This window comes from Brachybacterium sp. GCM10030267 (assembly GCF_042666875.1).
Lineage (GTDB): Bacteria > Actinomycetota > Actinomycetes > Actinomycetales > Dermabacteraceae > Brachybacterium.
Map to the genome: position 1 here is coordinate 188,289 of NZ_JBHTCX010000012.1, position 25,894 is coordinate 214,182.

The following is a 25,894-nucleotide window of genomic DNA, read 5'->3' on the forward strand; positions in this document are numbered from 1 at the left end:
ATGGGCGACGTCGTCATCATCACCGGCCTGGCAGGTGCCGGCCGTGAGACCGCCGCCCACGCGCTCGAGGACATGGGCTGGTACGTCGTCTACAACATCGCGCCGCAGCTGATCAGCACGCTGTACGAGCTGCGCGCCTCCGCCGTGGGCCGCGAGAACCGTTTCGCCGTCGTCGTCGACCCCCGCTCCGGTCCGTTCTTCAACGAGCTCTCCGACGTGGTCGCCCAGCTGCGACGGGCCGATCTCCGCCTGCGCCTGCTGTTCCTGACCGCCGACGAGTCCACCCTCGTGCGCCGCTTCGACTCGGTGCGCCGCCCCCACCCGCTGCAGGGCGAGGAGGGCGTGCTGGAGGGGATACGCCGCGAACGGGAGATGCTCGCCCCGTACCGCCGGATGGCGGACCTGGTCATCGACACGTCTCCGTTGAACGTCCACGAGCTGACGATGAAGATGCGCAGCGTCTTCGGCACCAGTGACGAGCAGCGGCTGACCGTGACCATGCTGTCCTTCGGCTTCAAGTACGGCATCCCGCTGGAGGCGGACCACGTCAGCGACGTCCGCTTCATCCCCAACCCGTACTGGGTGCCCGAGCTGAAACCTCTGCGCGGGACCGACCAGGAGGTCGCGGACTTCGTCCTGGGGGATGCCAACGCCGCCGAGTTCGTCGACAGGTACCTCGAGATGATCATTCCCGTGCTGCGCGGCTACAGCGTCGAGAACAAGCACTTCACCACCTTGGCCATCGGGTGCACCGGCGGCAAGCATCGCTCGGTCGCCATCGCCGACCGGATCGGCGACTCGCTGCGCGGAGCCGGCCACGCCGTGCGCATCCGCCACCGTGATCTGGGGCGGGAATGAGCATCGCCGCCCGCTCCGGGCGCCGCCATCTGCGCGGCGCCGACCGTTCCGGCAGAGCCCGGCGCGGACGCATCGGAGACCCCCAGCGGCCTCTGCGCGTCGTCGCCCTCGGCGGCGGGCACGGCCTGGCCGCGAACCTGCGGGCGCTGCGCCTGCTGACCGACGACATCACGGCCGTGGTCACCGTCGCCGACAACGGCGGCTCCTCCGGCAGGATCCGCACCGAGATGCCCGTGCTGCCTCCGGGCGACCTGCGGATGGCGCTGGCCGCCCTGTGCGAGGACTCCGACTGGGGTTCGATCTGGGGTGACGTCATCCAGCACCGGTTCGCCACCGACGGCGAGCTCGACGGCCATTCGCTCGGCAACCTGCTGATCGTGGCGCTGTGGCAGATCCTCGACGACCCGGTCGAAGGGCTCGACCAGATGGCCGAGCTGCTCGGCGCGCGGGGGCGGGTCCTGCCGATGGCGCTGGAGCCCCTGGACATCGAGGCCGACGTGCGGTCCGCGGACGGGCAGCTGCGCACCGTCGCCGGCCAGTGGCAGGTCGCGACCGCCGACGGACGGGTCGAGGGCCTGCGGCTGACGCCGCCGCGGCCGCAGGTGGCGGAGGACGTGATCGAGGCGCTGGGCCGGGCCGACTGGATCATCGTCGGCCCGGGATCCTGGTACACCTCGGTGCTGCCGCACCTGATGATCCCGGAGATCGCCGAGGCCATCCGCAGCAGCCCGGCGCGACGGTGCATCACCACGAACCTGTCGGTGGGCGCACAGGAGGCCGAGGGCATGACGAGCCTGGACCTGCTGGACGTGCTGCTCGAGCACGCCGACGGGACCCGGTTCGACGCCCTGGTCGCCGACCCCACCGCCCTCGGGGACGCGCTCGCGCTGGCCCAGTCCGCCGAGTCGCGTGGGATCCGCGCGCTGCTGCGCCAGGTCAGCGTCGGCGACGGCCTCCCGCATCACGACCCGGTGCGCCTGGCCGCGGCCTACCGCGATCTGTTCGACGACGCCTACGGTGACGTCGAGCCGGCCCGGTCCGAGAACCACGGCGCGGCCGGAGCCGACGCCGAATCCAGCGAGGAGGACCTGCATGGCACTGACCGGTGATGCCAAGGAGGAGCTGAGCCGCCTCGAGGTGACCCGCCCCTCGGCACGGAAGGCCGAGGCGGCCGCGATGCTGCGCTTCGCCGGCGGACTGCACATGGTCGCCGGGCGCGTCGTGGTCGAGGCGGAGCTGGACTCCGCCTCGGTCGCGCGGCGGTTGCACGCCATCATCTCCGACATGTACGGCCACCGCGCCGAGCTCGCGGTGCTCGCCCCGTCGGGGATACGCCGCACCAGCCGCTACGTGGTGCGGGTCGACCGCGAAGGCGGCATGCTCGCCCGGCAGGCGGGTCTGCTCGACGGCCGCGGCCGTCCCGTGCGTGGGATGCCGCCGTTCGTGGTGGGAGGCGCCACCGTCGACGCCGAGGCCGCGTGGCGCGGCGCGTTCCTGGCGCGCGGCACCCTGACCGAACCGGGCCGCTCCGCCGCCCTCGAGCTCTCCTGCCCGGGCCCGGAGGTGGCGCTGGCGATGGTCGGTGCGGCCCGTCGCCTCGGCGTGGCCTCGAAGGCCCGCGAAGCCCGTGGCGCGGATCGCGTCGTCCTGCGCGACGGCGAGGCCATCTCCGCGCTGCTGAGCCACATGGGCGCCCGCCAGACCGTGCTGAGCTGGGAGGACCGCCGGACCACCCGCGAGGTCAAGGCGACCGCGCATCGGCTGGCCAACTTCGATGACGCCAATCTGCGGCGCTCGGCGCGGGCCGCCGTGGCCGCCGGTCAGCGCGTCCAGCGCGCGCTGGAGATCCTGGGGGACGAGGTGCCGGAGCACCTGCAGGCCGCCGGGCGCCTGCGCCTGGAGAACCGGCAGGCGAGTCTCGAGGAGCTCGGTCGCCTGGCCGATCCGCCGCTCACGAAGGACGCCGTGGCCGGTCGGATCCGGCGTCTGCTGGCGATGGCGGACAAGCGCGCCGAGGAGCTGGGACTGCCCGGGACGGAGGACGGAGTGGACGAGGAGCGGTTGCCCCCGTCGCCCGACCCGGGGCATTGATACGATCATCCCGGTCGTCGGTCACAGCCGGCGCCGTCCGAGCGTACGAGGGCGTGCGCGCCACTGTCCATATTTCGCAGATCCCCTGTGAATCTAGGAGGAACCGTGACCATTAAGGTCGGAATCAACGGGTTCGGTCGTATCGGGCGCAATTACCTGCGCGCCGCGCTCGAGCAGAAGGCAGACATCCAGATCGTCGGCGTCAACGACCTGACGGACAACGCCACGCTCGCCAACCTCATCAAGTACGACTCGATCGGTGGCGTCCTGCCCTACGAGGTCTCCCACGACGAGAACTCCATCACCGTCGGCGAGAACACCTTCCGCGCCTTCGCCGAGCGCGATCCCAAGAACATCCCGTGGGGAGAGATCGGCGCCGACGTCGTCATCGAATCCACGGGCATCTTCACCGACGCCGAGAAGGCCAAGGCCCACATCGAGGCCGGCGCCAAGAAGGTCATCATCTCCGCTCCGGCGAAGAACGAGGACGCGACCTTCGTCATCGGTGTGAACGAGGGTGACTACGACCCCGAGACCCAGCACATCGTCTCCAACGCGTCCTGCACCACCAACAGCCTCGCTCCCGTGGCCAAGGTGCTGAACGACGAGTTCGGGATCGTCAAGGGCCTGATGACCACGATCCACGCCTACACCTCCGACCAGGTGCTGCAGGACGGCCCCCACAAGGATCCGCGCCGTGCGCGGGCCGCCGCCCTGAACATCGTCCCGACCACCACCGGTGCGGCCAAGGCCGTGGCGCTGGTGCTCCCGGAGCTCAAGGGCAAGCTCGACGGCTACTCGCTGCGTGTGCCGGTCCCCACCGGCTCGATCACGGACCTCACCTTCGAGGCGTCCCGCGAGATCACCGCCGAGGAGGTCAACGCCGCGGTGAAGAAGGCTGCCGAGGGTCCCCTCAAGGGCGTCCTGCGCTACACCGAGGACCCGATCGTCTCCAAGGACATCGAGGGTGACCCGCACTCCTCGATCTTCGACGCGCAGCTGACCAAGGTCATCGGCAACCAGGTGAAGGTCTTCACCTGGTACGACAACGAGTGGGGCTTCTCGAACCGCCTCGTCGAGCTCTCGCAGCTCGTGGGCAAGTCCCTCTGATCCACCCGTCGTCCCCGGACGACCAAGGACCCGCCCCGGAGCCCGCCGGTCACCACCCCGAGGGGTCGGTGTCCGGCGGGCTCCGCTCGTCCCGCTCGCGCCGCCACGGCCACGAACAGAAGGAACCACCACAGTGCTGAAGACCATCGACTCGCTCGGAGAGCTGCGCGGCAAGCGCGTGCTCGTGCGAGCAGACCTCAACGTCCCGCTGGACGGCACCACCATCACCGACGACGGCCGCATCCGCGCCGCGCTGCCCACCCTGACCCGGCTCAGCGAGGCCGGCGCGCGCGTCGTGGTCATCTCCCACCTCGGCCGCCCCAAGGGCGAGCCGGAGGACAAGTACTCCCTGAAGCCCGTCGTCGGCCGCCTCGGCGAGCTGATCGGCCAGGACGTCGCCTTCGCCACCGACACCATCGGCGATTCCGCACGTGAGGTCGTCGGCGGCCTGCAGGACGGCCAGGTCGCCGTGCTGGAGAACCTGCGCTTCAACCCGGGCGAGACCGCGAAGGCCGATGGCGAGCGCCACGTCTTCGCGCAGGCCCTGGCCTCTCTCGGCGACGCGTTCGTCTCCGACGGGTTCGGCGTCGTCCACCGCAAGCAGGCCTCCGTCTACGAGCTGGCGACCCTGCTGCCCTCGGCCGCGGGCCAGCTCGTTCTCGGGGAGGTCGAATCCCTGCGCAAGGTGACCGACGACCCCGAGCGCCCCTTCGTCGTCGTGCTCGGCGGGGCGAAGGTCGCCGACAAGCTCGGTGTCATCGACACCCTGCTCGGCAAGGCCGACCGCATCCTGATCGGCGGCGGCATGGCCTACACCTTCCAGAAGGCCAAGGGTCTCGAGGTGGGCCAGTCGCTGCTGGACGAGAGCAAGCTCGACGTGGTGCGCGAGTACATGCGGCGCGCCGAGGACCAGGGCGTGGAGCTCGTCCTGCCCGTCGACACGGTGGTGGCCCCCGAGTTCTCGGCCGATGCCCCCGCGACCGTGGTGCCGGTCGACCAGATCCCCTCGGACCAGGAGGGCATGGACATCGGCCCGGAGACGGCGAAGCTGTTCGGACAGAAGATCTCCGACGCGGCGACCGTGTTCTGGAACGGCCCCATGGGTGTGTTCGAGTTCGAGGCGTTCGCGGCCGGTACCAAGGCCGTCGCCGAGCATCTCGCGACCGCCGAGGGATACACCGTGGTCGGTGGGGGAGACTCCGCCTCCGCGGTCCGCAATCTCGGATTCGACGAATCCCGTTTCTCGCACATCTCCACCGGCGGCGGCGCGAGCCTCGAACTCATCGAGGGCCAGGAACTGCCGGGAATCTCGATCCTCGAGGAGGGCACCAAGTGAGCACCCGTACCCCGCTGATGGCGGGCAACTGGAAGATGAACCTGGACTGGAAGCAGGCGCTGGCCCTGGTCGAGGACCTCGGTGATCAGCTCAAGGGCATCGACACCGACGCGGTCGAGACCGTCGTGCTGCCGCCCTTCGTCGACATCCGCACCGTCCAGACCGCGGTCGACGCCGGGAAGCTCCCCCTCGCCTACGGCGCACAGGACCTCTCCGAGCACGAGTCCGGTGCCTACACCGGCGAGGTCTCCGGGCCCATGCTGAAGGCACTGGGCTGCAGCTACGTGGCCGTCGGCCACTCCGAGCGCCGCCAGCACCACGGTGAGGACGAGAAGGTCACCAATGCCAAGGTGAAGGCCGCCTTCGCCGCCGGACTGACCCCGATCCTGTGCGTCGGCGAGCCGCTCGAGGAGCGCCAGGCCGGCAAGCACGTCGAGTACACCCTCGCCCAGGTCGAGGGCGGCATCGACGGCCTGACCGCCGACCAGGCCCGGCAGATCGTCATCGCCTACGAGCCCGTGTGGGCCATCGGCACCGGCGAGGTCGCCACCCCGGACGACGCGCAGGAGGTGTGCGCCGCGATCCGCGAGGCGCTGCGCCGCCTGCAGGGCGACGAGGTCGCCGAGGCCGTCCGCGTGCTGTACGGCGGCAGCGTCAAGTCCTCCAACGTCGTCGAGCTGATGGGCAAGGAGGACGTCGACGGCGCTCTCGTCGGCGGCGCCTCGCTCAAGGCCGAGGAGTTCGCCAAGATCGCCGGCTACAACGCCGGAGTCTGAGCGAGCGAGACTGGCACCACGCGGGCCGGGCCTTCGAGAGGCCCGGCCCGTGCCGTATGCTGGATCGGTCCTCCTGTCTCCGTGGAAGGTATCGCCCCTCGTGGATCTGCCCCTGCTGAAGCTCATCCTTCAGATCCTGCTGGCCGTCACCAGTCTGCTGGCCATCATGCTCGTCCTCCTGCACAAGGGGCGCGGCGGCGGCCTCTCCGACATGTTCGGCGGCGGTGTGTCGTCCTCGGCCAGCGCCTCCGGTGTCGCCGAGCGCAACCTGAACCGGCTCACCGTCACCGTCGCGGTGGTGTGGGGCCTGTGCTGCGTCGCCCTCGGCATCCTGGAACGCATGCTCTGAACGTGCTGCGCGCACATTCCTGAACTCTCCGAGAGGGCCGGTCACCGCTACGGTGATCGGCCCTCTTGCTCGTCGCGTGCGTCCGGCCTCGTGGAGGGGCCGTGGGTCCGAGATTGCAGAGAGGGCCGGTCACCATGGTGGTGACCGGCCCTCCGGGAGCAGGGGGGCTCAGAGCTTCTCGGCGGCGGCGCTGTCCAGGAACCAGGTGGTGGACTCGAGGCCCCGCACCGCAGAGGCCGGGACGGGCCACGGATCGATCTCGCCGTGGGCCCTCGCGACCGCCTCGGCCTTGTCCCCGCCGGCGACCAGGAAGGCCACGTGACGCGAGGAGTTCAGCACGGGCCAGGGCAGGGAGATCCGCTCCGGCGGCGGCTTGGGCGAGTTCTTCACCGCGACCGCACTGGCTCCTGCCTGCCGCTGGTCAGGGTGCTCGGGGAACAGCGAGGCGACGTGACCGTCGGGCCCGACGCCCAGCAGCAGCACGTCGAAGAACGCGCGGCCTCGGGTGCGGAACGGCTCGTCGCCACCGGCCTGGTCGAGCTGCTGCCCGTACCACGCGGCGGCCTCGTCCAGCGACATGCCGTCGGCGGGGGAGGGCATGACGTGGATGTTGCGTGCCGGCAGCCCGGCCTCCTGGAGAGGCTCCAGGAACGAGGAGCGCACGGCGACCTCGTTGCGGTCGCTCGAGTCGGTGTCCACGAAGCGCTCGTCGCCCCACCAGATATGCAGGCGGGAGACGTCCGCCCCGGCCGAGGACAGCGCCCCCGGCAGGGCCGCGGCGGTCTTCGTGCCGACCGAACCGCCGGTGACCACCAGATGCGCCGCCTGGCGCTGGGCGAGGGCGTCCGCGAGCTGTGAGGCGACGGCTTCCGCGGCCGCGGTCGCGACCGTGGAGGCGTCCTCGAGGACCCGGTCGGTGGCCTCCGGCTTTCCCCGCGCGTAGGTGCCGAAATCGTCGATCCCGCTGAAGGCGCTGGCGAGGACCTCGCCGTAGACCTCGTCGGGATTCAGCCGGCGCAGCTCCTCGGACAGCAGCTCGCTGAGCGTGCGGCGGGGCATCGTCACATGCTGGCCGCTCTGATCGCCCGGGAGGTTCATCACGATCGAGTCGTCGCTGGTGCGGACGAGCTCGATCGTGCCGTCCTCGCGGTGCAGACGCACGCCCCGCACGGAGGGGCCCTCCGAGACCTCACCGGCCGGCTCGACCGTGCGGACATCGACGCCGAGGGTGTGCTCGAGCCAGGCGGCCATCAGCACCACCGAGGGGTCCTCGGCGCTGCCGGAGACCTCCACCAGCTTCGGGGTCGAGATCGGGGGCACCTCGTAGGCGCTGGCGACGAGCCCGCGCCACCGGGTCAGCCTCGACCACGAGAGGTCGGAGTCCCCGCTGGCGTAGCCACGGCGCAGACGCTTGAGGGTGGCCAGCGGGCTGGAGCAGGCCGCGGCGTCGGTGATCCGGCGCTGCGACATGGAGCCCAGCACGTCGTGGACGGGGGAGGACGGGGCGCTCTCCGGCCACCAGGTGACGATCGGGGCGTCCGGCAGCAGCAGCGCCATCACCAGCGTGTCCAGCGAGTACATGATGTCCCCGCGGGCGCGGAGGATCACGATCTCGCCGGCGCCGGCGTCACGGCCCACGCGGATCTCCGCGTCCAGTCCCGAGGCCTCGGCCTCCGGGTCGACGTCGAGAACGAGGACCCGGGCGGGGTGCTCGTGACTGGCGCGCACGGCCGCCTCGAGAGGATCCTCGACATCTCCGGTGGAGATGATGATCAGCGTGAGCACCCGGCCGATGGTGTTCGCGCCGAAGGTCTCCCGCATCTCGATCATCTTCTTGTCGATGGCCGAGGCGGTGGTGTCTGTCAGGGTGGTGATCACGGTCGCCTCCAGGTACGTCCGTCACGGGCGAGCATCTCGTGGGCGGTGTCGGGCCCCCAGGTGCCGGGGCGGTAGGGCGCCGGCTCGAGGTTCTCCGACCAGAACTCGGTGATGGGATCGAGGATCCGCCAGGAGAGCTCGACCTCCTTCTGCCGGGGGAACAGCGGCGGATCGCCCAGCAGGAGATCCAGGATCAGCCGCTCGTAGGCCTCCGGGGACTCCTCCGTGAAGTTCATGCCGTAGGCGAAGTCCATCGTCACGTCCCGCACCTCCATCTGGGTGCCGGGGACCTTGGAGCCGAAGCGCATGGTCACGCCCTCGTCCGGCTGGACGCGGATGACGATCGCATTCTGGCCGAGGTTCGCGGTATCGGTGGAGCGGAACGGGAGGAACGGCGCGCGCTTGAACACGACCGCGATCTCCGTGACCCGCCGGCCCAGCCGCTTGCCGGCGCGCAGGTAGAACGGCACGCCCGCCCAGCGCCGCGTGGCGATGTCGAGCCTCATCGCGGCGAAGGTCTCCGTGGTCGAATCCGCGGGGATGCCCTCCTCCTCGCGGTAGGGGCGCACCTCCTCGCCGCCCTGCCAGCCGCCCACGTACTGCCCGCGGGCGGTGTGCGCGGCGAGATCCTCGGGCAGCTCGATCGCGGCGAGCACCTTTTCCTTCTCCGCCCGCAGGTCGGAGGCACGGAAGGAGACCGGCTCCTCCATCGCCGTCAGCGCGAGCAGCTGCAGCAGGTGGTTCTGGATGACGTCCCGCGCGGTGCCGATGCCGTCGTAGTACCCGGCCCGGGACCCGATGCCGATGTCCTCGGCCATCGTGATCTGGACGTGGTCGACATAGCTCGCGTTCCACACCGGCTCATAGAGCTGGTTGGCGAAGCGCAGCGCCATGATGTTCTGGACGGTCTCCTTGCCCAGGTAATGGTCGATGCGGAAGACGTCCTCCGGGCGGAACACCTTCTCGACCACGTCGTTGAGCTCGCGCGCGGAGGCGAGGTCGTGGCCGAAGGGCTTCTCGATGATCACGCGGCGCCAGGAGCCGTCCCGCGGGGTGTTCAGTCCCGAATCGGCGAGCTGACCGCAGACCTTCGGGAAGGCGTCCGGCGGGATCGAGAGGTAGAAGGCGTGGTTGCCGCCGGTCCCGCGGGTGCGGTCCAGCTCGCCGACGACCTCGGTGAGGCGCTCGAACGCCGCGGAGTCGTCGAACGTGCCGGTCACGAAGCGCAGCCCGCCGCGGAGCTGCTCGAAGACGCTCTCCGAGAAGCCGGTGCGGGAGTGCTCGGAGACGCTCTTGCGCACGTACTCGGCGAAGTCCTCGTCGGACCATTCGCGGCGCCCGAACCCGACCAGGCCGAAGCTGGCCGGCAGCAGTCCGCGGTGGGTGAGGTCATAGATGGCAGGCAGGAGCTTCTTGCGGGCGAGGTCGCCGGTGACGCCGAACATCACCATGGAGCTCGGCCCGGCGATGAGCGGCAGCCGGCGGTCGCGGGGGTCACGCAGGGGGTTGGCGATCTCCGGTGTCTCGGCCCCTGCCGGAGGAGTGCTGGTATCGGTCACGATCGTCCTTTCTCGGACACGGACGGCGAGAGCACGGCCTGCCCCAGCGGGCGCGGCCGTGCTCTCGGAGAACTCAGGCTCGGGTGTCGTCGATGGTCGCCGACACGGTGTCGATGAGCTCCTGCCAGGACTTCTCGAACTTCTCGACGCCCTCGCGCTCGAGCAGCGCGAACACGTCGGCCAGGTCGACCCCGGCCTCCTCGACGCGCTCCAGGACGCTCTCACCCGTCTTGGCGGTCTCGGCGTTCAGCGCGGCCTTGGGCTCGGAGTGCTCGGCGACGGCCTCCAGCGTCTTCTCCGGCATGGTGTTCACGCACGGATCGGCGACGAGGTTGTCGACGTAGAGCGTGTCGGGGTAGTCGGGGTTCTTGACCCCTGTCGAGGCCCAGAGCGGGCGCTGCACGTTCGCGCCCTTGTCCTTGAGAGCCGCGAAGCGCTCCTGCCCGAAGGCGGTGAGGTACTCGCCGAAGGCGGCCTGGGCGTTGGCGACGCCGGCGGAGCCGCGCAGCGTCTCGGCCTCGCCCCCGAGCGCCTCGAGGCGCTTGTCGATCTCGGCATCGACGCGGGAGACGAAGAACGAGGCGACGGAGTAGATCTTCGAGAGGTCCTTGCCCGCCTCGGCGGCCTGCTCCAGGCCGGCGAGGTAGGCCTCCATGACCTCCTGGTAGCGGGCCACGGAGAAGATCAGGGTGACGTTGACGCTGATGCCCTCGGCGATGGTGGCGGTGATCGCCGGCAGGCCCGCCTCGGTCGCGGGGATCTTGACGAACAGGTTCTCCCGGTCGACCAGGTCGCGCAGCCGCTTGGCCTGCTCGATGGTCTTGTCGGTGTCGTGGGCCAGCCGCGGGTCGACCTCGATGCTGACGCGTCCGTCCACGCCGCCGGTGGCCTCGTGCACGCCCTGGAAGAGGTCGCAGGCGCTGCGCACGTCGTCGGTGGTGACGACCTCGAGGACGCCGTCGACGTCCTTGCCCTCACCGGCCAGGCGAGCGATGTCGTCGTCGTACTCGGAGCGGCCGGAGATCGCGGCCTGGAAGATCGAGGGGTTCGTGGTGACGCCCACCACGTTGCGGGTATCGATCAGTTCCTGCAGGTTGCCGGAGGTCATCCGCTGGCGGGAGAGGTCGTCGAGCCAGATGGAGACGCCGGCGTCGGACAGGGCCTGGGTGCGGGGATTCTGAGTCATGTGCATATCCTTCCGGACGCTGCGCGCCCTGTGTCGAACTGCTGTCGTCGTCTAACGCTGGTCGGGCCGGATTTCTTCCAGCCAGGGGCGGGTGCGGGGCAGGACCCGTGGGCCCCGCCCCGCACCGGTCAGGCGCCGGCGGCCGCGAGGGACTCCTTGGCGGCGGCGATGACCGCCTCCGGGGTGAAGCCGTACTCGCGGAACAGCGTCTTGGCGTCGGCCGAGGCACCGTAGTGCTCGAGCGAGACGGCCCGGCCGTGGGCGCCGAGGAAGCGGTACCAGGGCATCGCGATCCCGGCCTCGACGCTGACGCGGGCGGTGACCGCCGAGGGCAGGACGGACTCCTTGTACTCCTCGTCCTGTTCGTCGAACCACTCCACGGACGGCATCGAGACCAGCCGGGTGGCGATCCCCTCGGCCTCGAGCTGCTTCTGGGCCTCGGCGGCGTACTGCACCTCGGAGCCGGTGCCGATCAGGATCACCTGAGGAGTGCCGGAGGAGGCCTCCTTCATCACGTAGGCGCCCTTGGCCAGCCCGTCGGCGCCCGCGTACTCCGAGCGGTCGAAGGTCGGCATGGCCTGACGGCTGAGGATCAGCCCGACGGGCCCGCTGTCCCGCTCGAGCAGAGCCTTCCAGGCCTGCGCGGTCTCATTGGCATCCGCCGGACGCACGATCGAGAGGTTCGGGATCGCCCGGTAGGCGGCCAGGTGCTCGACAGGCTGGTGCGTGGGGCCGTCCTCGCCCAGACCGATCGAGTCGTGGGTCCACACGTAGGTGGCGGGGACCTTCATCAGCGAGGCGAGGCGCACGGCGCCGCGCATGTAGTCGGCGAACTGGAAGAAGGTGCCGCCGTAGGGACGCGTGAGGCCGTGCAGCGAGATCCCCGAGAGGATCGCGCCCATCCCGTGCTCGCGGATGCCGAAGTGCAGCGTACGGCCGTACTCGTCACCGGCGAACTGCTCCGAGCTGTACTCCTCGGGCAGGAACGACGGCTCGCCCTTCATGGTGGTGTTGTTCGAGCCCGCGAGGTCGGCGCTGCCACCCCACAGCTCGGGCATGACCGGGGCCAGCTCGGCGAGGATCTTGCCGGAGGCGGCGCGGGTGGCGATGCCCTTCTCGTCGGCCTCGAAGGCCGGGAACGCCTCGGCGAAGCCCTCGGGCAGCTCACGCGCGACCAGGCGGTCCAGCAGCGTCGCCCGCTCGGGGTTCGCGGAGCGCCAGGCCTGGTAGCCCTCGTCCCACTCGGACTTGGCCGTCGCGGCGCGCTCGGCGAGCGAGCGGGTGCGGGCGAGCACGTCCTCGTCCACCTGGAACGACTTCTCGGGGTCGAAGCCGATGGCTTCCTTCAGCCCGGCGACGGCGTCGGAGCCGAGCTTGGCCCCGTGGACGCTGTGGCTGCCGGCGAGCTCCGGGATCGGCCAGCCGATGACGGTGCGCAGCCGGATGAAGGTCGGCTTGTCGGTGACCTTCTGGGCCTCGAGGATCTCGGCCTTGAGCGCGGCCACGTCCTCGAGGTAGCTCTCGCCGCCCTGGGTCCAGTCCACGGTGCGCACGTCCCAGCCGTAGGCCTCGTAGCGAGCGGTGGTGTCCTCGGTGAAGGCGATCGAGGTGTCGCCCTCGATGGAGATCTCGTTGTCGTCCCACAGGACGATGAGGTTGCCCAGCTTCTGGGTGCCGGCCAGCGAGCTGGCCTCGCTGCTGACGCCCTCCTGGAGATCGCCGTCGGAGGCGATCACATAGGTGAAGTGGTCGAACGGGCTGGTGCCCGGCGCGGCCTCGGGGTCCAGCAGGCCGCGCTCGCGACGCTGGGCCATGGCCATGCCGACGGCGGAGGAGATGCCCTGGCCGAGCGGGCCGGTGGTGATCTCCACGCCCTTGGTGTGGAAGTTCTCCGGGTGGCCGGGGGTCTTGGAGCCCCAGGTGCGCAGCCCCTCGATGTCCTCCAGCTCGAGCCCGAAGCCGCCGAGGTAGAGCTGGATGTACTGGGTCAGGCTGGAGTGGCCGGCCGAGAGCACGAAGCGATCGCGACCGAGCCAGTCCGGGTCGGTCGGATCGTGCCGCATGACGTCCTGGTAGAGCAGGTATGCGGCGGGGGCCAGGCTGATGGCCGTGCCGGGGTGCCCGTTGCCGACCTTCTCCACCGCATCGGCGGCGAGGACGCGCACGGTGTCCACTGCGCGCTTGTCCAGGTCGGTCCAACCCTCCGGGGCCTTGAACGTATCGGTCACGTCGATTGCTTCCTTTCGCCGGGTAGCGGCCGCAGCGGCCGCGCGGATCGATGGCTCCGGCAGGCATCCCCGACAAGCATCCTTCGACGTGGTCAGTTCCTGCCCGAAGCGACGCGTCCCACCTTAGTGCTGGTCGAGACCGATGATGGACCTCGTCCAGCCGGTTGCCGCGAAGATCCCTCGCAGCGGCGGCCGACGGTGCCCTGCCTCACCCCGCCGGTGACTGCGACAGCGGCGGGCGAGCACATAGACTGGCCGGGTTCATGCGACGGTCCCGTCGCGCTCAGGAGGAAGGACGGTGGGCGGTGACCGCCACCCAGGGAGCTTCGACCCGGGACGCCGGCACGGGGGGTGACCCCGCTGCGCAGCGCACGGCAGGTTCCGTGATCCGGGCCTACGTGGCGCTGACCAAGCCCCGCATCATCGAGCTGCTGCTGATCACCACCATCCCCACGATGTTCCTGGCCGCGGGCGGGTTCCCCTCGGCGTGGCTGATCCTGACGACCATGATCGGCGGCTACCTGGCCGCCGGCGGCGCGAACGCGCTGAACATGTACCTCGACCGCGACATCGACGCGCGCATGAAGCGAACCCGGAACCGGCCGCTGGTGACCGGTGAGATCAGCCCGCGCGCCGGCCTGATCTTCGGCATCGCCCTGTCGCTGCTGTCCGGGGTATGGCTGGGCCTGCTGGTGAACTGGGCCTCCGCCGGCCTCGCCCTCGTCGCGATCGTGCTCTACGTGGTCTTCTACACGATGATCCTCAAGCGCCGCACGAGCCAGAACATCGTCTGGGGCGGCGTGGCCGGGTGCATGCCGGTGCTGATCGGCTGGTCGGCGGTGACCGGCACGGTGTCCTGGACGGCGGTGCTGCTGTTCCTGGTGATCTTCTTCTGGACCCCGCCGCACTACTGGCCGCTGGCCGAGAAGTTCAGCCAGGACTACGCCGATGCGGGCGTGCCGATGCTGCCGGTGGTGGCCTCCCGCGTGAGCGTCGCCCGCCAGATGATCATGCACACCCTGCTGATGATCGCCGCGAGCCTGGCGATCATCCCGCTGGGCCATACCGGATGGGTCTACGGCGTCAGCGCCGTCGCCGCCGGAGCCTGGTTCGCGTTCCTCGTGATCCGCTACGCCGTCCGGGTCCACCGTGGCCTGACCGGCAGGAAGCTCGGCCCGATGGTCGTCTTCCACGGCTCGATCACCTACCTGACCCTGCTCTTCGTCGCCCTGGCGATCGATCCCTTCGTCCGGCTGTGACCGAGCGCGGCGGTCGCCGACCCACCGGGGAGCCGACGCTGCGCCCCGGCGACCGCCGGATCCTCGAGCAGTACCTGAGCCATCTGCGGATCGAGCGGGGACTGTCCGCGAACACCCTCGCCGCCTACCGGCGCGACCTGGAACGCTACCTCCGCGATCTCGCGCAGGACGACATCGATCCCGCCGCCGTGGAGCCCGGGCGGCTCGCCGGATGGCTCCAGACCCTGCGGACCGGGGCCGACGGCGGCACCGCTCTGTCACCGTCCTCCGCAGCCCGCTCCCTCGCCGCCGTGCGCGGACTGCATGCCTTCCTCGACGCCGAGCGCGTCTCGAACACCGGGGACCCGTCCCGCCTGGTCCCCACCCCCTCCCTGCCCGGACGGCTCCCTCACCCCTTGACCATCGAGCAGGTCGAGGCGCTGCTGGAGGCGGCCGGACGCCCCGGGACCGGACGTGACGCCACCGAACGGGCCCTGCGCGACCGGGCACTGCTCGAGGTCCTCTACGGCACCGGCGCGCGCATCTCCGAGGCCACGGGCCTCGACCTCGACGACATCGATCGCGAGCAGCGGGCGGCGATCCTGCGCGGCAAGGGCGACAAGCAGCGCGTGGTGCCCGTCGGCCGGTACGCCCTGGACGCGCTGGATGCCTACCTCACCCGCGGCCGCCCGGTCCTCGCCGGCCGGGGGACGGGCACCCCGGCCGTCTTCCTCGGCTCGCGGGGGACCCGGCTGACCCGACAGGCCGCCTGGCAGGTGATCCAGCGCGTGGCCGGCGATGCGGATCTCGGCGAGCTGACCGAGCCCATCAGTCCCCACACGCTGCGCCACTCCTATGCGACCCACCTCCTGCACGGGGGAGCGGACGTGCGCAGCGTGCAGGAGCTGCTGGGTCATGCCTCGGTCACCACGACGCAGCTGTACACGCAGGTCACAGTGGATTCGCTGCGAGAGACACACGCCGGTGCCCACCCCCGGGCGCGACGGGGGGCTTAGACTTGTCCGGCACGAGGACCCCGCACGAGAACGACGACCGTCCCGCCCCGCGCACCAGCACTCGGGGCCGGCACCCACAGCCGGCTCTGCCCGGGCCATGGCCGGTCGCGAGCCGGTCCCTCGGCGGGCCGCCCCGCACCAGAGAACGACGCCGACGACAGGACAACGACGTGAGCTCGACTTCCGACCAGCAGCTGGACATCGATCTCGGTCCCACCGGCCGCCCGATGCCGGAGCTGCCGGAGCCAGCCCCGCTCGACGGTCACGGACCGGCCCGGGTCATCTCGATGGTGAACCAGAAGGGCGGGGTGGGGAAGACCACCAGCGTCATCAACCTCGGCGCGGCCCTCGCGGAGCTCGGCCGCAAGGTCCTGCTGGTCGACCTCGATCCGCAGGGCGCCCTCAGCGCCGGCACCGGGGTCAACCCGTACGAGCTCGACGTGACCGTCTACAACCTGCTGATGGAGCGCGGTCACGACGTCCATGACGTCATCCAGTCCACCGGCACCGAGGACCTCGACGTGCTGCCGGCGAACATCGACCTCTCGGCCGCCGAGGTCACCCTGGTCAACGAGGTGGCGCGCGAGATGGCCCTGGCCCGCGTGCTGCGCCCCGTCGCGGACGAGTACGACGTGATCATCATCGACTGCCAGCCCTCCCTGGGGCTGCTGACAGTCAACGCCCTGGCGGCCAGCCATGGCGTGATCATCCCGCTCGAGGCCGAGTACTTCGCGCTGCGCGGCGTGGCGCTGCTGGTGGAGACCATCGAGAAGGTGCAGGACCGCATCAACCCCAAGCTCGAGATGGACGGCATCCTCATCACGATGTTCGACCCGCGCACGCTCCACGCCCGCGAGGTGTGCCAGCGCGTGGTCGAGGCCTTCCCCGACAAGGTCCTCCACACCACGATCAATCGCACCGTGAAGTTCCCCGACGCGTCCGTGGCCGCCGAACCGATCATCTCCTTCGCCTCCTCGACGAAGGGCGCGGACGCGTACCGCCAGCTGGCCCGCGAGCTGATCTCCCGCGGCGCGGCGGCCTGATGGCCGGCGCCGCCTCCCCAGGGCGCCGTCAGCGCCGCCGCAGCGCCTTCACCCCGCCGAAGAAGGTGCGCCTGCGCGACGGCGAGGGCACCCCGCGTCCGCCGGCCCCGCGCGCGGACGACGAGAGTCCCGACGTGCATCGCGAGGACGGCGAGCGGCTGCAGAAGGTCCTGGCCCACGCCGGATTCGGGTCCCGCCGTGCCTGCGAGACGCTGATCTCCACGGGCCGCGTCATGGTCGACGGCCTGGTGGTCCGCGAGCAGGGCGTGCGCATCGACCCGGCCACCCAGGTGGTCCACGTCGACGGCCGCCGCCTCCAGCTGGACACGGCGAAGGTGACCGTGGCGCTGCACAAGCCGCGCCGGGTCGTCTCGGCCATGAGCGATCCCGAAGGGCGCCGCGACCTCACCGAGTTCGTCGCGGGCTACCCCCAGCGGCTCTACCACGTGGGCCGGCTCGACTACGAGACCGAGGGCCTGCTGCTGCTGACCAACGACGGCGAGCTCGCCCATCGCCTCACCCATCCCCGCTTCGAGGTCTCCAAGACCTACGTGTGCCGCTTCGAGGCACCCGGCGGGCCGCCTCGCGGACTGGTCAAGGCGCTGCGCGAGGGCATCGAGCTCGAGGACGGCCCGGCCCGCGCCGACAGCGCGCGCGTGCTCGCCCAGAACGGCCGGGAGGCCGTCGTCGAGGTCACGCTGCACGAGGGGCGCAACCGGATCGTGCGCCGGATGTTCGCCTCCCAGGGCTTCGAGCTGACCGCGCTGGTGCGCACCCGCATCGGCCCCGTGCTGCTCGGTGACCTCGGCCCGGGGGCGACCCGCGAGCTCACCGGGCGCGAGCTCGGCACTCTGATGGCGGAGGTCGGCCTGTGAGCCCCTTGGTGGCCTCACCCGTGCGGATCATCGGCACCGGCCTCATCGGCGGCTCCCTCGGGCTGGCGCTGCGCCGCGCCGGAGCCACGGTCCAGGTGGAGGACATCTCCCCGGGTACCACTGCTCTCGCCGTCGAGCTCGGCGTCGGCTCGCTTCCCGCGGCCGGGGACGAGGACCCGGCGCTGGTCGTCGTCGCCGCTCCGCCCGACGTCGCCGCACAGGTCATCGCGGACTCGCTGCGTCGCTGGCCCTCGGCCCTGGTCACGGACGTCGCCAGCGTCAAGGCCACGGTGCTGGAGGGTGTGCGCGCCCAGGCCGATCCCGGCGATCTGCCGCGCTACATCGGTGCGCACCCCATGGCGGGACGCGAGGTCTCGGGCGTCATCTCCGCGCGCAGCGACCTGTTCCACGGCCGCCCCTTCGTCGTCGTCCCCCATGCCCAGACGCGCGCCGGGGCGGTCTCCGTCCTCAAGGGCCTGGCCACCGAGATCGGCGCAGTGCCCGTGGTGATGGACCCCCGCGCCCACGACATCGCGGTCGCCCACGTCTCCCACGTGCCGCAGGTGCTCGCGAGCCTGCTGGCCTCGACGCTGCTGGAGCCCACCGAGGAAGCGCTGGGCCTGGCCGGGCAGGGACTGCGCGACACCACCCGCATCGCCGATTCGGATCCGCGGCTGTGGGTCGAGATCCTGGGCGCCAACGCCGAGGCCGTCGGCACCGTCCTGCGCTCGGTGAGGGACCGGGCTGACGACGTGCTGGAGGCTCTCGACTCACTCGCCGGCACCCCGGATCCCGCGGTGGGGTCGCGCCGCGCCCTCGCCGATCTGGTGGCCGACGGCAACCGCGGCGTGCGGCGTATCCCGGGCAAGCACGGCGGGGCGACCGACGCCTTCGCGACCGTCGTGGTGCTGGTGCCCGACAGCCCGGGCGAGCTGGGACGCCTGCTGACCGAGATGGGCGAGATCGGTGTGAACCTCGAGGATCTGCGCCTCGAGCACACGATCGGCCAGCCGGTCGGTCTCGCGCACATCGCCGTGGACGCCTCGCGTGAGGACCTGCTCACCAGATCGCTCGCCGAACGCGGCTGGACCGTCGCCGACGCCTGAGCGCCCCGTATCCTTGCAGGATGCACACCAGCGCGCCGCACGATCCCTCTGCCCTCGCGACCCCGGGACCGCAGATCGGCGTGACCATCGCGATCGACGGCCCGGCCGGCTCCGGCAAGTCCACCGTCTCCCGCCTCGTCGCCGAGGCCCTGGATGGCGGCATCGTCGACACCGGAGCCATGTACCGCGCCGTGACCTGGTCCTGCCTCGACCGCGGCGTCGATCTCGGCGACCGTGACGCGGTGGCGCAGGTCGCCCAGGACCTCGAGCTGGACCTCGGCACCGATCCGGGCGGGGCCAGCGTGGTCGTCGGCGGGCAGGACATCACCGGCGAGATCCGCACCGAGCGCATCTCCCAGCACGTCAGCGCCGTGGCCACCAACACGCTCGTGCGCGCCGTCCTCCAGCGCCGCCAGCGCGAGCTGCTGTTCGCCACGGCCGCCGACCGCGGATTCTGCGTCGCCGAGGGCCGCGACATCACCACGGTCGTCGCCCCCGACGCCCACGTGCGGGTCCTGCTGACCGCGAGCGACGAGGAGCGGATGCGCCGACGCGCCGCCGAGCTCGACCTGGAGGACACCGAGAGCACCCGCCAGCGGATGGCCGACCAGGTCCTGCGGCGCGACCGCGACGATTCCACGGTCTCGGAGTTCCTCAGCGCGGCCGACGGGGTCGACACGGTCGATACCACCGGGCTCGAGGTCGAGGACGTCGTCGAGCAGGTGCTGATGCTGGTCGCCCAGGCGGAATCCGAGCTGGAGTCCGTCCTGGAGGACGAGGCCGACGGCCGCGCCGGATCCCCGGGCGAGGCACAGGCGACGGATGCGCCGGATCCGAGCGGATCGCGGGCCGACGGCAGTCTCGACCCTGTCGGCCCCGACCGGACGGACGAGGATCCCGCCGGCGGACCCTCCGACGAGGAGATCGAGACCGCACTGCGCGCCGGACTCACCGACTACGAGCTCGACGACGAGGACCTCGCCCTCCTCGGCGACGAGGACGGCGAGTACGCGCGCCCGACCGTGCAGCGCAACCTGCCGGTGGTCGCCGTCGTCGGCCGCCCCAACGTCGGCAAATCCACCCTGGTCAACCGCATCCTGGGCCGCCGGGAGGCCGTCGTGGAGGATGTCCCGGGCGTGACCCGTGACCGCGTGTTCTACGAGGCCGAGTGGGCAGGCAAGGACTTCTGGCTGGTGGACACGGGCGGCTGGGAGGACCGCCTGCAGGGAATGGCGCACCGCGTCGCCGAGCAGGCGGAGGTCGCCATCTCCCTGGCCGATGTCGTGATGTTCATCGTGGACGCGAACGTCGGCATCACCGCCACCGATGAACAGCTGCTGAAGGTGCTTCGCAAGGCCGAGCACCCGGTGGTGCTGGTGGCCAACAAGGTTGATGATCAGCGCGGGGAGCTCGAAGCCGCCGCGCTGTGGAATCTGGGCCTGGGCGAGCCGCATCCCGTCTCCGCGCTCCACGGACGCGGCTCCGGCGACCTGCTGGACGCCGTGCTCGCCGTGATGCCCGAGGAGGGCCGCGGTGCCGCGGCCGATCACGGCCCGCGCCGCATCGCCCTGGTGGGTCGCCCCAACGTCGGCAAGTCCTCGCTGCTGAACCGGCTGGCGGGGGAGCAGCGGGTGGTCGTGGACGAGAGCGCAGGCACCACACGCGATCCGGTCGACGAGAAGATCGTCCTGGGTGGCAAGGACTGGACCTTCGTCGACACCGCCGGCATCCGCCGCCGGGTGCTGCAGTCCCAGGGCGCGGACTACTACGCCTCCCTGCGCACGCGTGCGGCCCTGGACCGGGCGGAGGTCGCCATCGTGCTGCTGGAGGCCTCCGAGCCGATCTCCACGCAGGACCTCAAGATCATCGACATGGTGCTCGAGTCCGGCCGGGCCCTGGTGCTGGCCTTCAACAAGTGGGACCTGCTGGACGAGGAGCGCCACAAGCTGCTCGAGCGCGAGATCGAGCGGGACCTGGCGCACGTCGCCTGGGCGCCCCGGGTGAACATCTCGGCCCAGACCGGCCGGCACGCAGAACGCCTGGTGCCCGCGATCGAGAAGTCCTTGGAATCCTGGGACCGGCGCATTCCGACCGGGCGCCTGAACGCCTTCCTGGGCACCCTGGTCGCCGCACATCCCCACCCGCTGCGCGGCGGCAAGCAGTCGCGCATCCTGTTCGCCACGCAGGCCCGGACCCGACCGCCGCGCTTCGTGATCTTCGCCAGCGGATTCCTCGAGCACGGCTACCGCCGCTTCATCGAGCGCCGGCTGCGCGAGGAGTTCGAGTTCACCGGCTCACCGATCGTCATCGGGGTGCGGATCCGGGAGAAGCGGCGGCGCTGATCCCGGCCGCGACCGCACCGCAGCCGCGGCGCGCCCGTCGACGGCCGGGGCGAGTGCGGGACCGCCCAGCGAGCACGTATTGTGGGCGGCATGAGCAACTCCGGTGACAACGGCTCCTGGACGCCCCAGGACGACCAGTTCGACGGCCAGCAGCCCGCCCACGGCCCCAGCGGTGAACAGGCCGCCGGCCAGGACCCCTGGGCCCAGCCGCAGTCCCAGGATCCCTGGGCCCAGCCGCCGTCGCAGGATCCCTACGGCCAGGCGTCGGCCCAGCCCGCGCCTCAGGATCCGTACGGGCAGTCCTCGGGTCCGTCGGCGTCCGATCCCTATGGTCCCTCGTCCGGCCAGTCCGCGCCGGATCCGTACGGCCAGGGCCAGCAGTCCTGGGCCCCGGCCGCCGGGTCCGCCCCGTCGGCCTCGGACCCCTACGGTCAGCCGGCCGGGGGAGCGCAGCCGGCCGGCACGCCCTATGGCCAGCCGGCGCCCGGCCAACCGGGATACGGACAGCCGGAGTATGGCCAGCAGGGATATGGCCAGCAGGGCGCTCCGCAGGGAGGCCAGCCGGGTGCGCCCGGCGGTGAAGCGCAGAGTCGGCTCCTGGTCGGCCTGCTCGGCATCTTCCTCGGAGCCTTCGGGGTGCACCGCTTCCTGATGGGATACACCACCATAGGGGTCATCCAGGTCTGCATCACGGTCCTCAGCTGCGGCATGCTCAGCTTCGTCAGCGGTATCTGGGGTCTTGTCGAGGGCATCATGGTCCTGGCGAAGTCCCCGCAGTTCGAGCGCGACGCCCATGGTCGCCCTCTGACCGATTGATCCTCTCAGCGACGAACGGCGAGGACCGCGATGAGCTATCCGCCCCCTGGGCCTCCCGTGCCCGGCTACAGCGCGCCGGTTCCCGACCAGGAATCCATCCGCACCAGCGCCATCGTGCTGATCGTCGTCGGATTCCTGTGCGGAGGAATGCTCCCCTCGATCTTCGGGATCATCGCCCTGGTGCAGGCGGATACGGATCCGTACTCCGCGCGCACGATGAACAAGGTCGGCTGGATCATCACCTGGGTGCTGCTGGGTATCACGGTGCTCGCGCTGCTGGCGAGTCTCGCGTGGGCGGGGTTCGTGGTGCTGTTGATCGGGTCCGTGGCCACCGCGACGTGAGCGCCCGTCCCGCCTCGCCCATCCCGCTGCCGGCGTCGAGAGCGAAGAGGTCCCATGGCCACGCCTGAGTTCGTCCTCGCCCTGCGCGAGCGCATCGGTCACGACCTGCTGTGGATGCCCGGGGTCACGGCGATCGTCCTGGATCAGCAGTCTTCGCGCATGCTCGCGGTCCGCCGCGCCGACAGCGGCGCCTGGACTCCCGTGACCGGGATCATCGACCCGGGCGAGGAGCCCGCGACCGCCGCGGTCCGCGAGGTCGGCGAGGAGGCGGGCGTCGACTGCCTGCCGATACGGCTGGTCGACGTGCGCACGCATCCGCCGATCCAGTACGCCAACGGTGATCACGCCCAGTACCTCGATCTGTGCTTCCTGTGCCATTACGTCGGCGGCGACCCGTACCCGGCCGACGCCGAGAACACCGAGGCCCGCTGGTTCCCCCTCGATCAGCCTCCGCCGATGAGCGCGCGGTTCCTCGAACAGCTCGAGCTCGCGCTCTCCGACGAGCCCCAGGCGCGCTTCCGCACATGAGCCGGCCGGCCTCCCACCGATGACGTCACCACGACCTTCCCCGCTCCACGGCGGAGCGCACCACCCGCTGCCCGGCACCCGGGTGTCCATCCCGCTCACCGACCGCGTCGACGACGTCGCCGTCGTCCGCGTGATCGCGGCGCCCCGGCGCGACATGGTCCATGCCGGTCGCCTCAGCGTGCCTCTGCACTCGTTCGCCGACGCGCTGCTGGTCGACGTCGCGGTCGACGGGCGGGTCGTCCTGCCCGGGGCCTGGGTCCAGCGCGAGGTGATCGACCGCGGAACGCCGATCGCGCCGGCCCGAGTCACCGCGGCGGACCTGCGCCCGCCGGCTGTGATCGTCGGCACCCCCGATCAGGCCGAGCTGCACTGGGGTGAGACCGTCTGGCCCCTGGCGCTGGGCGGCGCGATCGCGATCCCCGATGCGAGCCGCGCCGACCCCCACCCACTGTCGCGGCTGCGGCGGCTGACGCTGGTCGCCGCCGGCCGGCGCGCCGAGATCGCCCTGACCCTGTGGCAGGGCCAGGACGTCGAGATTCCCTGGCACGACGTCCGGCTGCTGCCGCGAGCCGGGCGCTGGTTCGAACTCGCCCAGGTTCCCCCGGGCATGCGGTACGCCGATGCGGAGCGCGCCCAGGGAACCGGCAGAGCCCGCCCACGCCCCTGAACCGGCCCGCCCCGGCGCCCGCCGCCGTACCGGTTGGTCCGGGCCGCGGCGCGCCGGTGGCGATGTGGTGTGACGCGCGAGACACAGGCTATGGTTCGGTGCGTGAACGACGACGACGAGGAGGTCATCGTGCCCCCCACCCCGCTCCATCGGATGCCGGCCGACCGCCGCAGCTTCCTGCGGTTCACCGCCGGAGCTGCGGCCGTGCTGCCGTTGACGGCCCTGGCCGGCTGCTCAAGTGCCAACCGCGACCCCAACCTGATCCGGATCGCGTTCCAGCAGTTCGGCTCGGGGACGATCAAGGAGGAATGGATCACCACGGCCGCCCAGGAGTTCTCGGAGGAGCACCCCGAGCTGAGCGTCGAGCTGGTCCCGATCGTCGCCTCCGAGAACGACTACTTCACCAAGAACGAACTGCTGATGAGCTCGCCGCGCACCAGCCCCGACCTGGTCTACGAGGACTCGTTCATCCTGCTCTCCGACGTCGGCGCCGGATACCTCCAGCCGATCACCGACCTGGTCGAGGGTTTCGAGCACTGGGACGACATCGCCGATGCCTCGAAGGAAGCGGTCACCGGCGAGGACGGGGAGGTCTACGGCATTCCCATCACCACCGATACCCGTGCCCTGTGGTTCCACAAGGACGTCTTCGCCGAAGCGGGGCTGCCGGAGGACTGGCAGCCCGGCAGCTGGGAGGAGATCCTCGAGGCGGCCCGCACGATCCGCGACTCCGACAGCGAGGCGACCCCGCTGTTCATCTTCGCCGGCACCCCGCAGGGGGAGAAGGCCTCCATGCAGGGCTTCGAGATGCTCCTGTACGGCACCGGGGACGGGACCGGGCTCTACGACCGCGACGCCGAGAAGTGGATCCTGGGCAGCCAGGGCTTCATCGACTCCCTGACCTTCCTGCGCACGATGTTCGACGAGGAGCTGACGCTGTCCCTGGGCCAGCACCTGGATCCCAACATCTCCGAGACGATCTACACCTCGCTGCTGCCCGAGGGGAAGCTCGGGATCCTCGTGGACGGCTCCTGGATCTCGCAGAACTGGACGGAGTCGGCGCCCGCCCCGTGGCCGGAATGGCCGGATGTGCTGGGCCTGGCGGACATGCCCACCCAGGACGGCGGCGGCACCGGCACAGTCACCCTCGCCGGCGGCTGGGGCCTGTCGATCCCGCACGGGGTCACGGACCGCGAGGTCGCCTTCCAGTTCCTCGAGAAGCTGGTCTCCACCGAGACCCTCGTGAACTACGCGATCTCCGACAACCACATCACCGTGCGCGAGGACGTCGCCCAGGACGAGCGCTACCTGAGCTACTCCCCGGCGGTCGAGTACTTCACCGACCTGCTGGAGACCGCGTACTACCGGCCGGCGCTGCCCTCGTACCCGGAGGTGTCCTCCGCGATCCAGGAGGCCATGGAGGCCGTGATGACCGGCACCGAGCCGGAGGCCGCGGCCGCCGAGTACGACGCCACCGTCACGGACATCGTCGGTCCGGAGAACGTGCAGGAGGCCACCTCATGACCACCAGTGCACCCGCAGCCCCGGAGCAGGATGCCGCAGCGCAGGACGCCCCGGCGCAGCCGCGTCGGCGCACCCGCCTCGGCGACCGCCTCACCGCAGCTCGCGCCGTCCCGATGCTTCCGGCCGGGCTGCTGCTGGTCGGTTTCATGCTCGGGCCGATCCTGTATTCGCTGTACCTGGCCTTCACCGACAGTGCGATCCGCGGCAAGGGCGCGGAGGAGACCAGCTTCGTCGGCTTCGAGAACTTCACCGATGCGTTCACGGACGGTGACTTCTGGAACTCGGTGGCCCTGACCCTGGTGTTCACCGTGATCTCCGCCGTGATCGGCCAGAACATCATGGGGATGGTGCTGGCGCTGCTCATGGAGCGCGCCAACCGTGTCATCACCTTCGCGGTCACCTCGATCGTGATCGCGGCCTGGATCCTCCCGGAGGTGGTGGCCGGGTACCTGCTGTACACGTTCTTCGCTCCGGAGGGCAGCCTGAACACGATCATCACCGCGATCGGGCTGCCTGAGCAGGATCTGCTGTTCAGCGCACCGATCATCGCGGTCGCCTTCGCCAACATCTGGCGGGGCACGGCCTTCTCGATGCTGGTCTACTCCGCAGCGCTGAGCTCCGTGCCGGCCGACGTGTACGAATCGGCCTCGCTGGACGGCGCCGGTCCGGTGCGCCGGTTCTGGTCCGTGACCGTGCCGCTGCTGCGGCCGGCGATCGCGACCAACCTGATGCTGATCACCCTGCAGACCCTCTCGGTGTTCGGCCTGATCTTCATCATGACCGGCGGCGGGCCGGCCAGGCAGAGCCAGACCCTGCCGCTGTACATGTACGAGCAGGCGTTCTCCTACGGCCAGCTCGGCTACGGCACCGCCGTCGCCCTGCTGCTGCTGATGATCGGGGCTGTCGCCTCGCTGGTGTACCTGCGTCTGCTGCCGGAGGAGGAGAAGCGATGAGCGCGACCCCAGAGACCACGACCGGGACCACCCCCGGCACCCCCGGCGCGGCGGATCCCGCCGGAGACGGCTC

The 25,894-nt window shown here is 70.9% G+C and carries 23 protein-coding genes; 19 read left to right on the top strand and 4 right to left on the bottom strand.

Annotation, left to right across the window (positions count from 1 at the left end; translation table 11 throughout):
* From rapZ to secG, 7 genes are all read left to right on the top strand, one after another.
* Window positions 1–858 carry an RNase adapter RapZ gene (gene rapZ / locus ACFQS2_RS11945; protein ID WP_377017284.1) on the top strand — a complete coding sequence of 286 codons (858 nt, stop codon included), beginning with the start codon at window positions 1–3 and terminating at the stop codon, window positions 856–858.
* Window positions 855–1,967, top strand: a complete 1,113-nt coding sequence (gene yvcK / locus ACFQS2_RS11950) for a uridine diphosphate-N-acetylglucosamine-binding protein YvcK (protein ID WP_377793888.1) — start codon at window positions 855–857, stop codon at window positions 1,965–1,967. The genes rapZ and yvcK overlap by 4 nt, the downstream gene beginning before the upstream one ends.
* A complete protein-coding gene (gene whiA / locus ACFQS2_RS11955; RefSeq protein WP_377017176.1) occupies window positions 1,951–2,949 on the top strand; it encodes a DNA-binding protein WhiA in 999 nt (332 codons plus the stop codon). Before yvcK ends, whiA begins: the two co-directional genes overlap by 17 nt.
* 105 nt (window positions 2,950–3,054) lie before the next feature.
* Entirely contained in the window at window positions 3,055–4,059 is a 1,005-nt protein-coding gene (gap, locus tag ACFQS2_RS11960) for a type I glyceraldehyde-3-phosphate dehydrogenase (protein WP_377017174.1), read from the top strand.
* A gap of 133 nt (window positions 4,060–4,192) precedes the next feature.
* Window positions 4,193–5,395, top strand: coding sequence for a phosphoglycerate kinase (locus ACFQS2_RS11965; protein WP_377017172.1), 1,203 nt, complete (start codon window positions 4,193–4,195; stop codon window positions 5,393–5,395).
* Entirely contained in the window at window positions 5,392–6,171 is a 780-nt protein-coding gene (tpiA, locus tag ACFQS2_RS11970) for a triose-phosphate isomerase (RefSeq protein ID WP_377017170.1), read from the top strand. Before ACFQS2_RS11965 ends, tpiA begins: the two co-directional genes overlap by 4 nt.
* Before the next feature lie 106 nt (window positions 6,172–6,277).
* On the top strand, window positions 6,278–6,520 hold the full coding sequence (gene secG / locus ACFQS2_RS11975) for a preprotein translocase subunit SecG (RefSeq protein WP_377017282.1): 243 nt from the start codon (window positions 6,278–6,280) through the stop codon (window positions 6,518–6,520).
* 168 nt (window positions 6,521–6,688) lie between these two features.
* Here secG and pgl read toward each other — a convergent pair whose 3' ends face one another.
* The 4 genes from pgl to tkt all read right to left on the bottom strand — a co-directional run bounded on the left by pgl (window position 6,689) and on the right by tkt (window position 13,371).
* Window positions 6,689–8,398: a 6-phosphogluconolactonase gene (gene pgl / locus ACFQS2_RS11980; protein ID WP_377793889.1), complete on the bottom strand. Its 1,710-nt coding sequence runs from the start codon at window positions 8,396–8,398 to the stop codon at window positions 6,689–6,691.
* Window positions 8,395–9,957, bottom strand: a complete 1,563-nt coding sequence (gene zwf / locus ACFQS2_RS11985; RefSeq protein ID WP_377793890.1) for a glucose-6-phosphate dehydrogenase — start codon at window positions 9,955–9,957, stop codon at window positions 8,395–8,397. The genes pgl and zwf overlap by 4 nt, the downstream gene beginning before the upstream one ends.
* Before the next feature lie 73 nt (window positions 9,958–10,030).
* The gene (gene tal, locus ACFQS2_RS11990; RefSeq protein ID WP_377017164.1) at window positions 10,031–11,143 is read right to left on the bottom strand and encodes a transaldolase; all 1,113 of its coding nucleotides are present in this window, start codon (window positions 11,141–11,143) and stop codon (window positions 10,031–10,033) included.
* 128 nt (window positions 11,144–11,271) lie between these two features.
* Window positions 11,272–13,371: a transketolase gene (tkt, locus tag ACFQS2_RS11995; protein WP_377793891.1), complete on the bottom strand. Its 2,100-nt coding sequence runs from the start codon at window positions 13,369–13,371 to the stop codon at window positions 11,272–11,274.
* 305 nt (window positions 13,372–13,676) lie between these two features.
* Between tkt and ACFQS2_RS12000 the strand changes: the two genes are divergently transcribed.
* The 12 genes from ACFQS2_RS12000 (at window position 13,677) to ACFQS2_RS12055 (ending at window position 25,821) form a co-directional block, all read left to right on the top strand.
* The gene (locus tag ACFQS2_RS12000) at window positions 13,677–14,630 is read left to right on the top strand and encodes a heme o synthase (protein ID WP_377017160.1); all 954 of its coding nucleotides are present in this window, start codon (window positions 13,677–13,679) and stop codon (window positions 14,628–14,630) included.
* Window positions 14,627–15,625 (top strand): site-specific tyrosine recombinase XerD, encoded by a 999-nt coding sequence (locus ACFQS2_RS12005; protein WP_377793892.1) that lies wholly within the window; start codon window positions 14,627–14,629, stop codon window positions 15,623–15,625. The genes ACFQS2_RS12000 and ACFQS2_RS12005 overlap by 4 nt, the downstream gene beginning before the upstream one ends.
* A 170-nt stretch (window positions 15,626–15,795) precedes the next feature.
* Entirely contained in the window at window positions 15,796–16,668 is an 873-nt protein-coding gene (locus ACFQS2_RS12010) for a ParA family protein (RefSeq protein WP_377017156.1), read from the top strand.
* Window positions 16,668–17,543, top strand: coding sequence for a pseudouridine synthase (locus ACFQS2_RS12015; protein ID WP_377017154.1), 876 nt, complete (start codon window positions 16,668–16,670; stop codon window positions 17,541–17,543). Before ACFQS2_RS12010 ends, ACFQS2_RS12015 begins: the two co-directional genes overlap by 1 nt.
* The gene (locus tag ACFQS2_RS12020) at window positions 17,540–18,649 is read left to right on the top strand and encodes a prephenate dehydrogenase (RefSeq protein ID WP_377793893.1); all 1,110 of its coding nucleotides are present in this window, start codon (window positions 17,540–17,542) and stop codon (window positions 18,647–18,649) included. The genes ACFQS2_RS12015 and ACFQS2_RS12020 overlap by 4 nt, the downstream gene beginning before the upstream one ends.
* Window positions 18,650–18,669: 20 nt before the next feature.
* Window positions 18,670–20,991 carry a bifunctional cytidylate kinase/GTPase Der gene (gene der / locus ACFQS2_RS12025; RefSeq protein WP_377793894.1) on the top strand — a complete coding sequence of 774 codons (2,322 nt, stop codon included), beginning with the start codon at window positions 18,670–18,672 and terminating at the stop codon, window positions 20,989–20,991.
* 90 nt (window positions 20,992–21,081) lie between these two features.
* On the top strand, window positions 21,082–21,807 hold the full coding sequence (locus ACFQS2_RS12030) for an NINE protein (RefSeq protein WP_377017148.1): 726 nt from the start codon (window positions 21,082–21,084) through the stop codon (window positions 21,805–21,807).
* A gap of 30 nt (window positions 21,808–21,837) precedes the next feature.
* Window positions 21,838–22,149 carry a hypothetical protein gene (locus ACFQS2_RS12035; RefSeq protein ID WP_377793895.1) on the top strand — a complete coding sequence of 104 codons (312 nt, stop codon included), beginning with the start codon at window positions 21,838–21,840 and terminating at the stop codon, window positions 22,147–22,149.
* A 54-nt stretch (window positions 22,150–22,203) separates the two neighbouring features.
* A complete protein-coding gene (locus ACFQS2_RS12040) occupies window positions 22,204–22,677 on the top strand; it encodes an NUDIX domain-containing protein (protein ID WP_377793896.1) in 474 nt (157 codons plus the stop codon).
* Window positions 22,678–22,696: 19 nt separating this feature from the next.
* Complete coding sequence (locus ACFQS2_RS12045; protein WP_377793897.1) at window positions 22,697–23,344, top strand: hypothetical protein; 648 nt, start codon at window positions 22,697–22,699, stop codon at window positions 23,342–23,344.
* A gap of 153 nt (window positions 23,345–23,497) precedes the next feature.
* Window positions 23,498–24,868: a substrate-binding domain-containing protein gene (locus tag ACFQS2_RS12050; RefSeq protein WP_377794174.1), complete on the top strand. Its 1,371-nt coding sequence runs from the start codon at window positions 23,498–23,500 to the stop codon at window positions 24,866–24,868.
* Complete coding sequence (locus tag ACFQS2_RS12055) at window positions 24,865–25,821, top strand: carbohydrate ABC transporter permease (protein ID WP_377017140.1); 957 nt, start codon at window positions 24,865–24,867, stop codon at window positions 25,819–25,821. Before ACFQS2_RS12050 ends, ACFQS2_RS12055 begins: the two co-directional genes overlap by 4 nt.
* The last annotated feature ends 73 nt before the right edge of the window (window positions 25,822–25,894 follow it).

What these genes read in the sequence shown, in the direction of transcription:
- ACFQS2_RS12030 (WP_377017148.1), top strand. Translation starts at nt 21,082, where the DNA reads ATGAGCAACTCCGGTGACAACGGCTCCTGGACGCCCCAGGACGACCAG.
- yvcK (WP_377793888.1), top strand. Translation starts at nt 855, where the DNA reads ATGAGCATCGCCGCCCGCTCCGGGCGCCGCCATCTGCGCGGCGCCGAC.
- ACFQS2_RS12055 (WP_377017140.1), top strand. Translation starts at nt 24,865, where the DNA reads ATGACCACCAGTGCACCCGCAGCCCCGGAGCAGGATGCCGCAGCGCAG.
- der (WP_377793894.1), top strand. Translation starts at nt 18,670, where the DNA reads ATGCACACCAGCGCGCCGCACGATCCCTCTGCCCTCGCGACCCCGGGA.
- whiA (WP_377017176.1), top strand. Translation starts at nt 1,951, where the DNA reads ATGGCACTGACCGGTGATGCCAAGGAGGAGCTGAGCCGCCTCGAGGTG.
- ACFQS2_RS12015 (WP_377017154.1), top strand. Translation starts at nt 16,668, where the DNA reads ATGGCCGGCGCCGCCTCCCCAGGGCGCCGTCAGCGCCGCCGCAGCGCC.
- ACFQS2_RS12045 (WP_377793897.1), top strand. Translation starts at nt 22,697, where the DNA reads ATGACGTCACCACGACCTTCCCCGCTCCACGGCGGAGCGCACCACCCG.
- ACFQS2_RS12050 (WP_377794174.1), top strand. Translation starts at nt 23,498, where the DNA reads ATGCCGGCCGACCGCCGCAGCTTCCTGCGGTTCACCGCCGGAGCTGCG.
- ACFQS2_RS12040 (WP_377793896.1), top strand. Translation starts at nt 22,204, where the DNA reads ATGGCCACGCCTGAGTTCGTCCTCGCCCTGCGCGAGCGCATCGGTCAC.
- ACFQS2_RS12035 (WP_377793895.1), top strand. Translation starts at nt 21,838, where the DNA reads ATGAGCTATCCGCCCCCTGGGCCTCCCGTGCCCGGCTACAGCGCGCCG.
- tal (WP_377017164.1), bottom strand. Translation starts at nt 11,143, where the DNA reads ATGACTCAGAATCCCCGCACCCAGGCCCTGTCCGACGCCGGCGTCTCC.
- rapZ (WP_377017284.1), top strand. Translation starts at nt 1, where the DNA reads ATGGGCGACGTCGTCATCATCACCGGCCTGGCAGGTGCCGGCCGTGAG.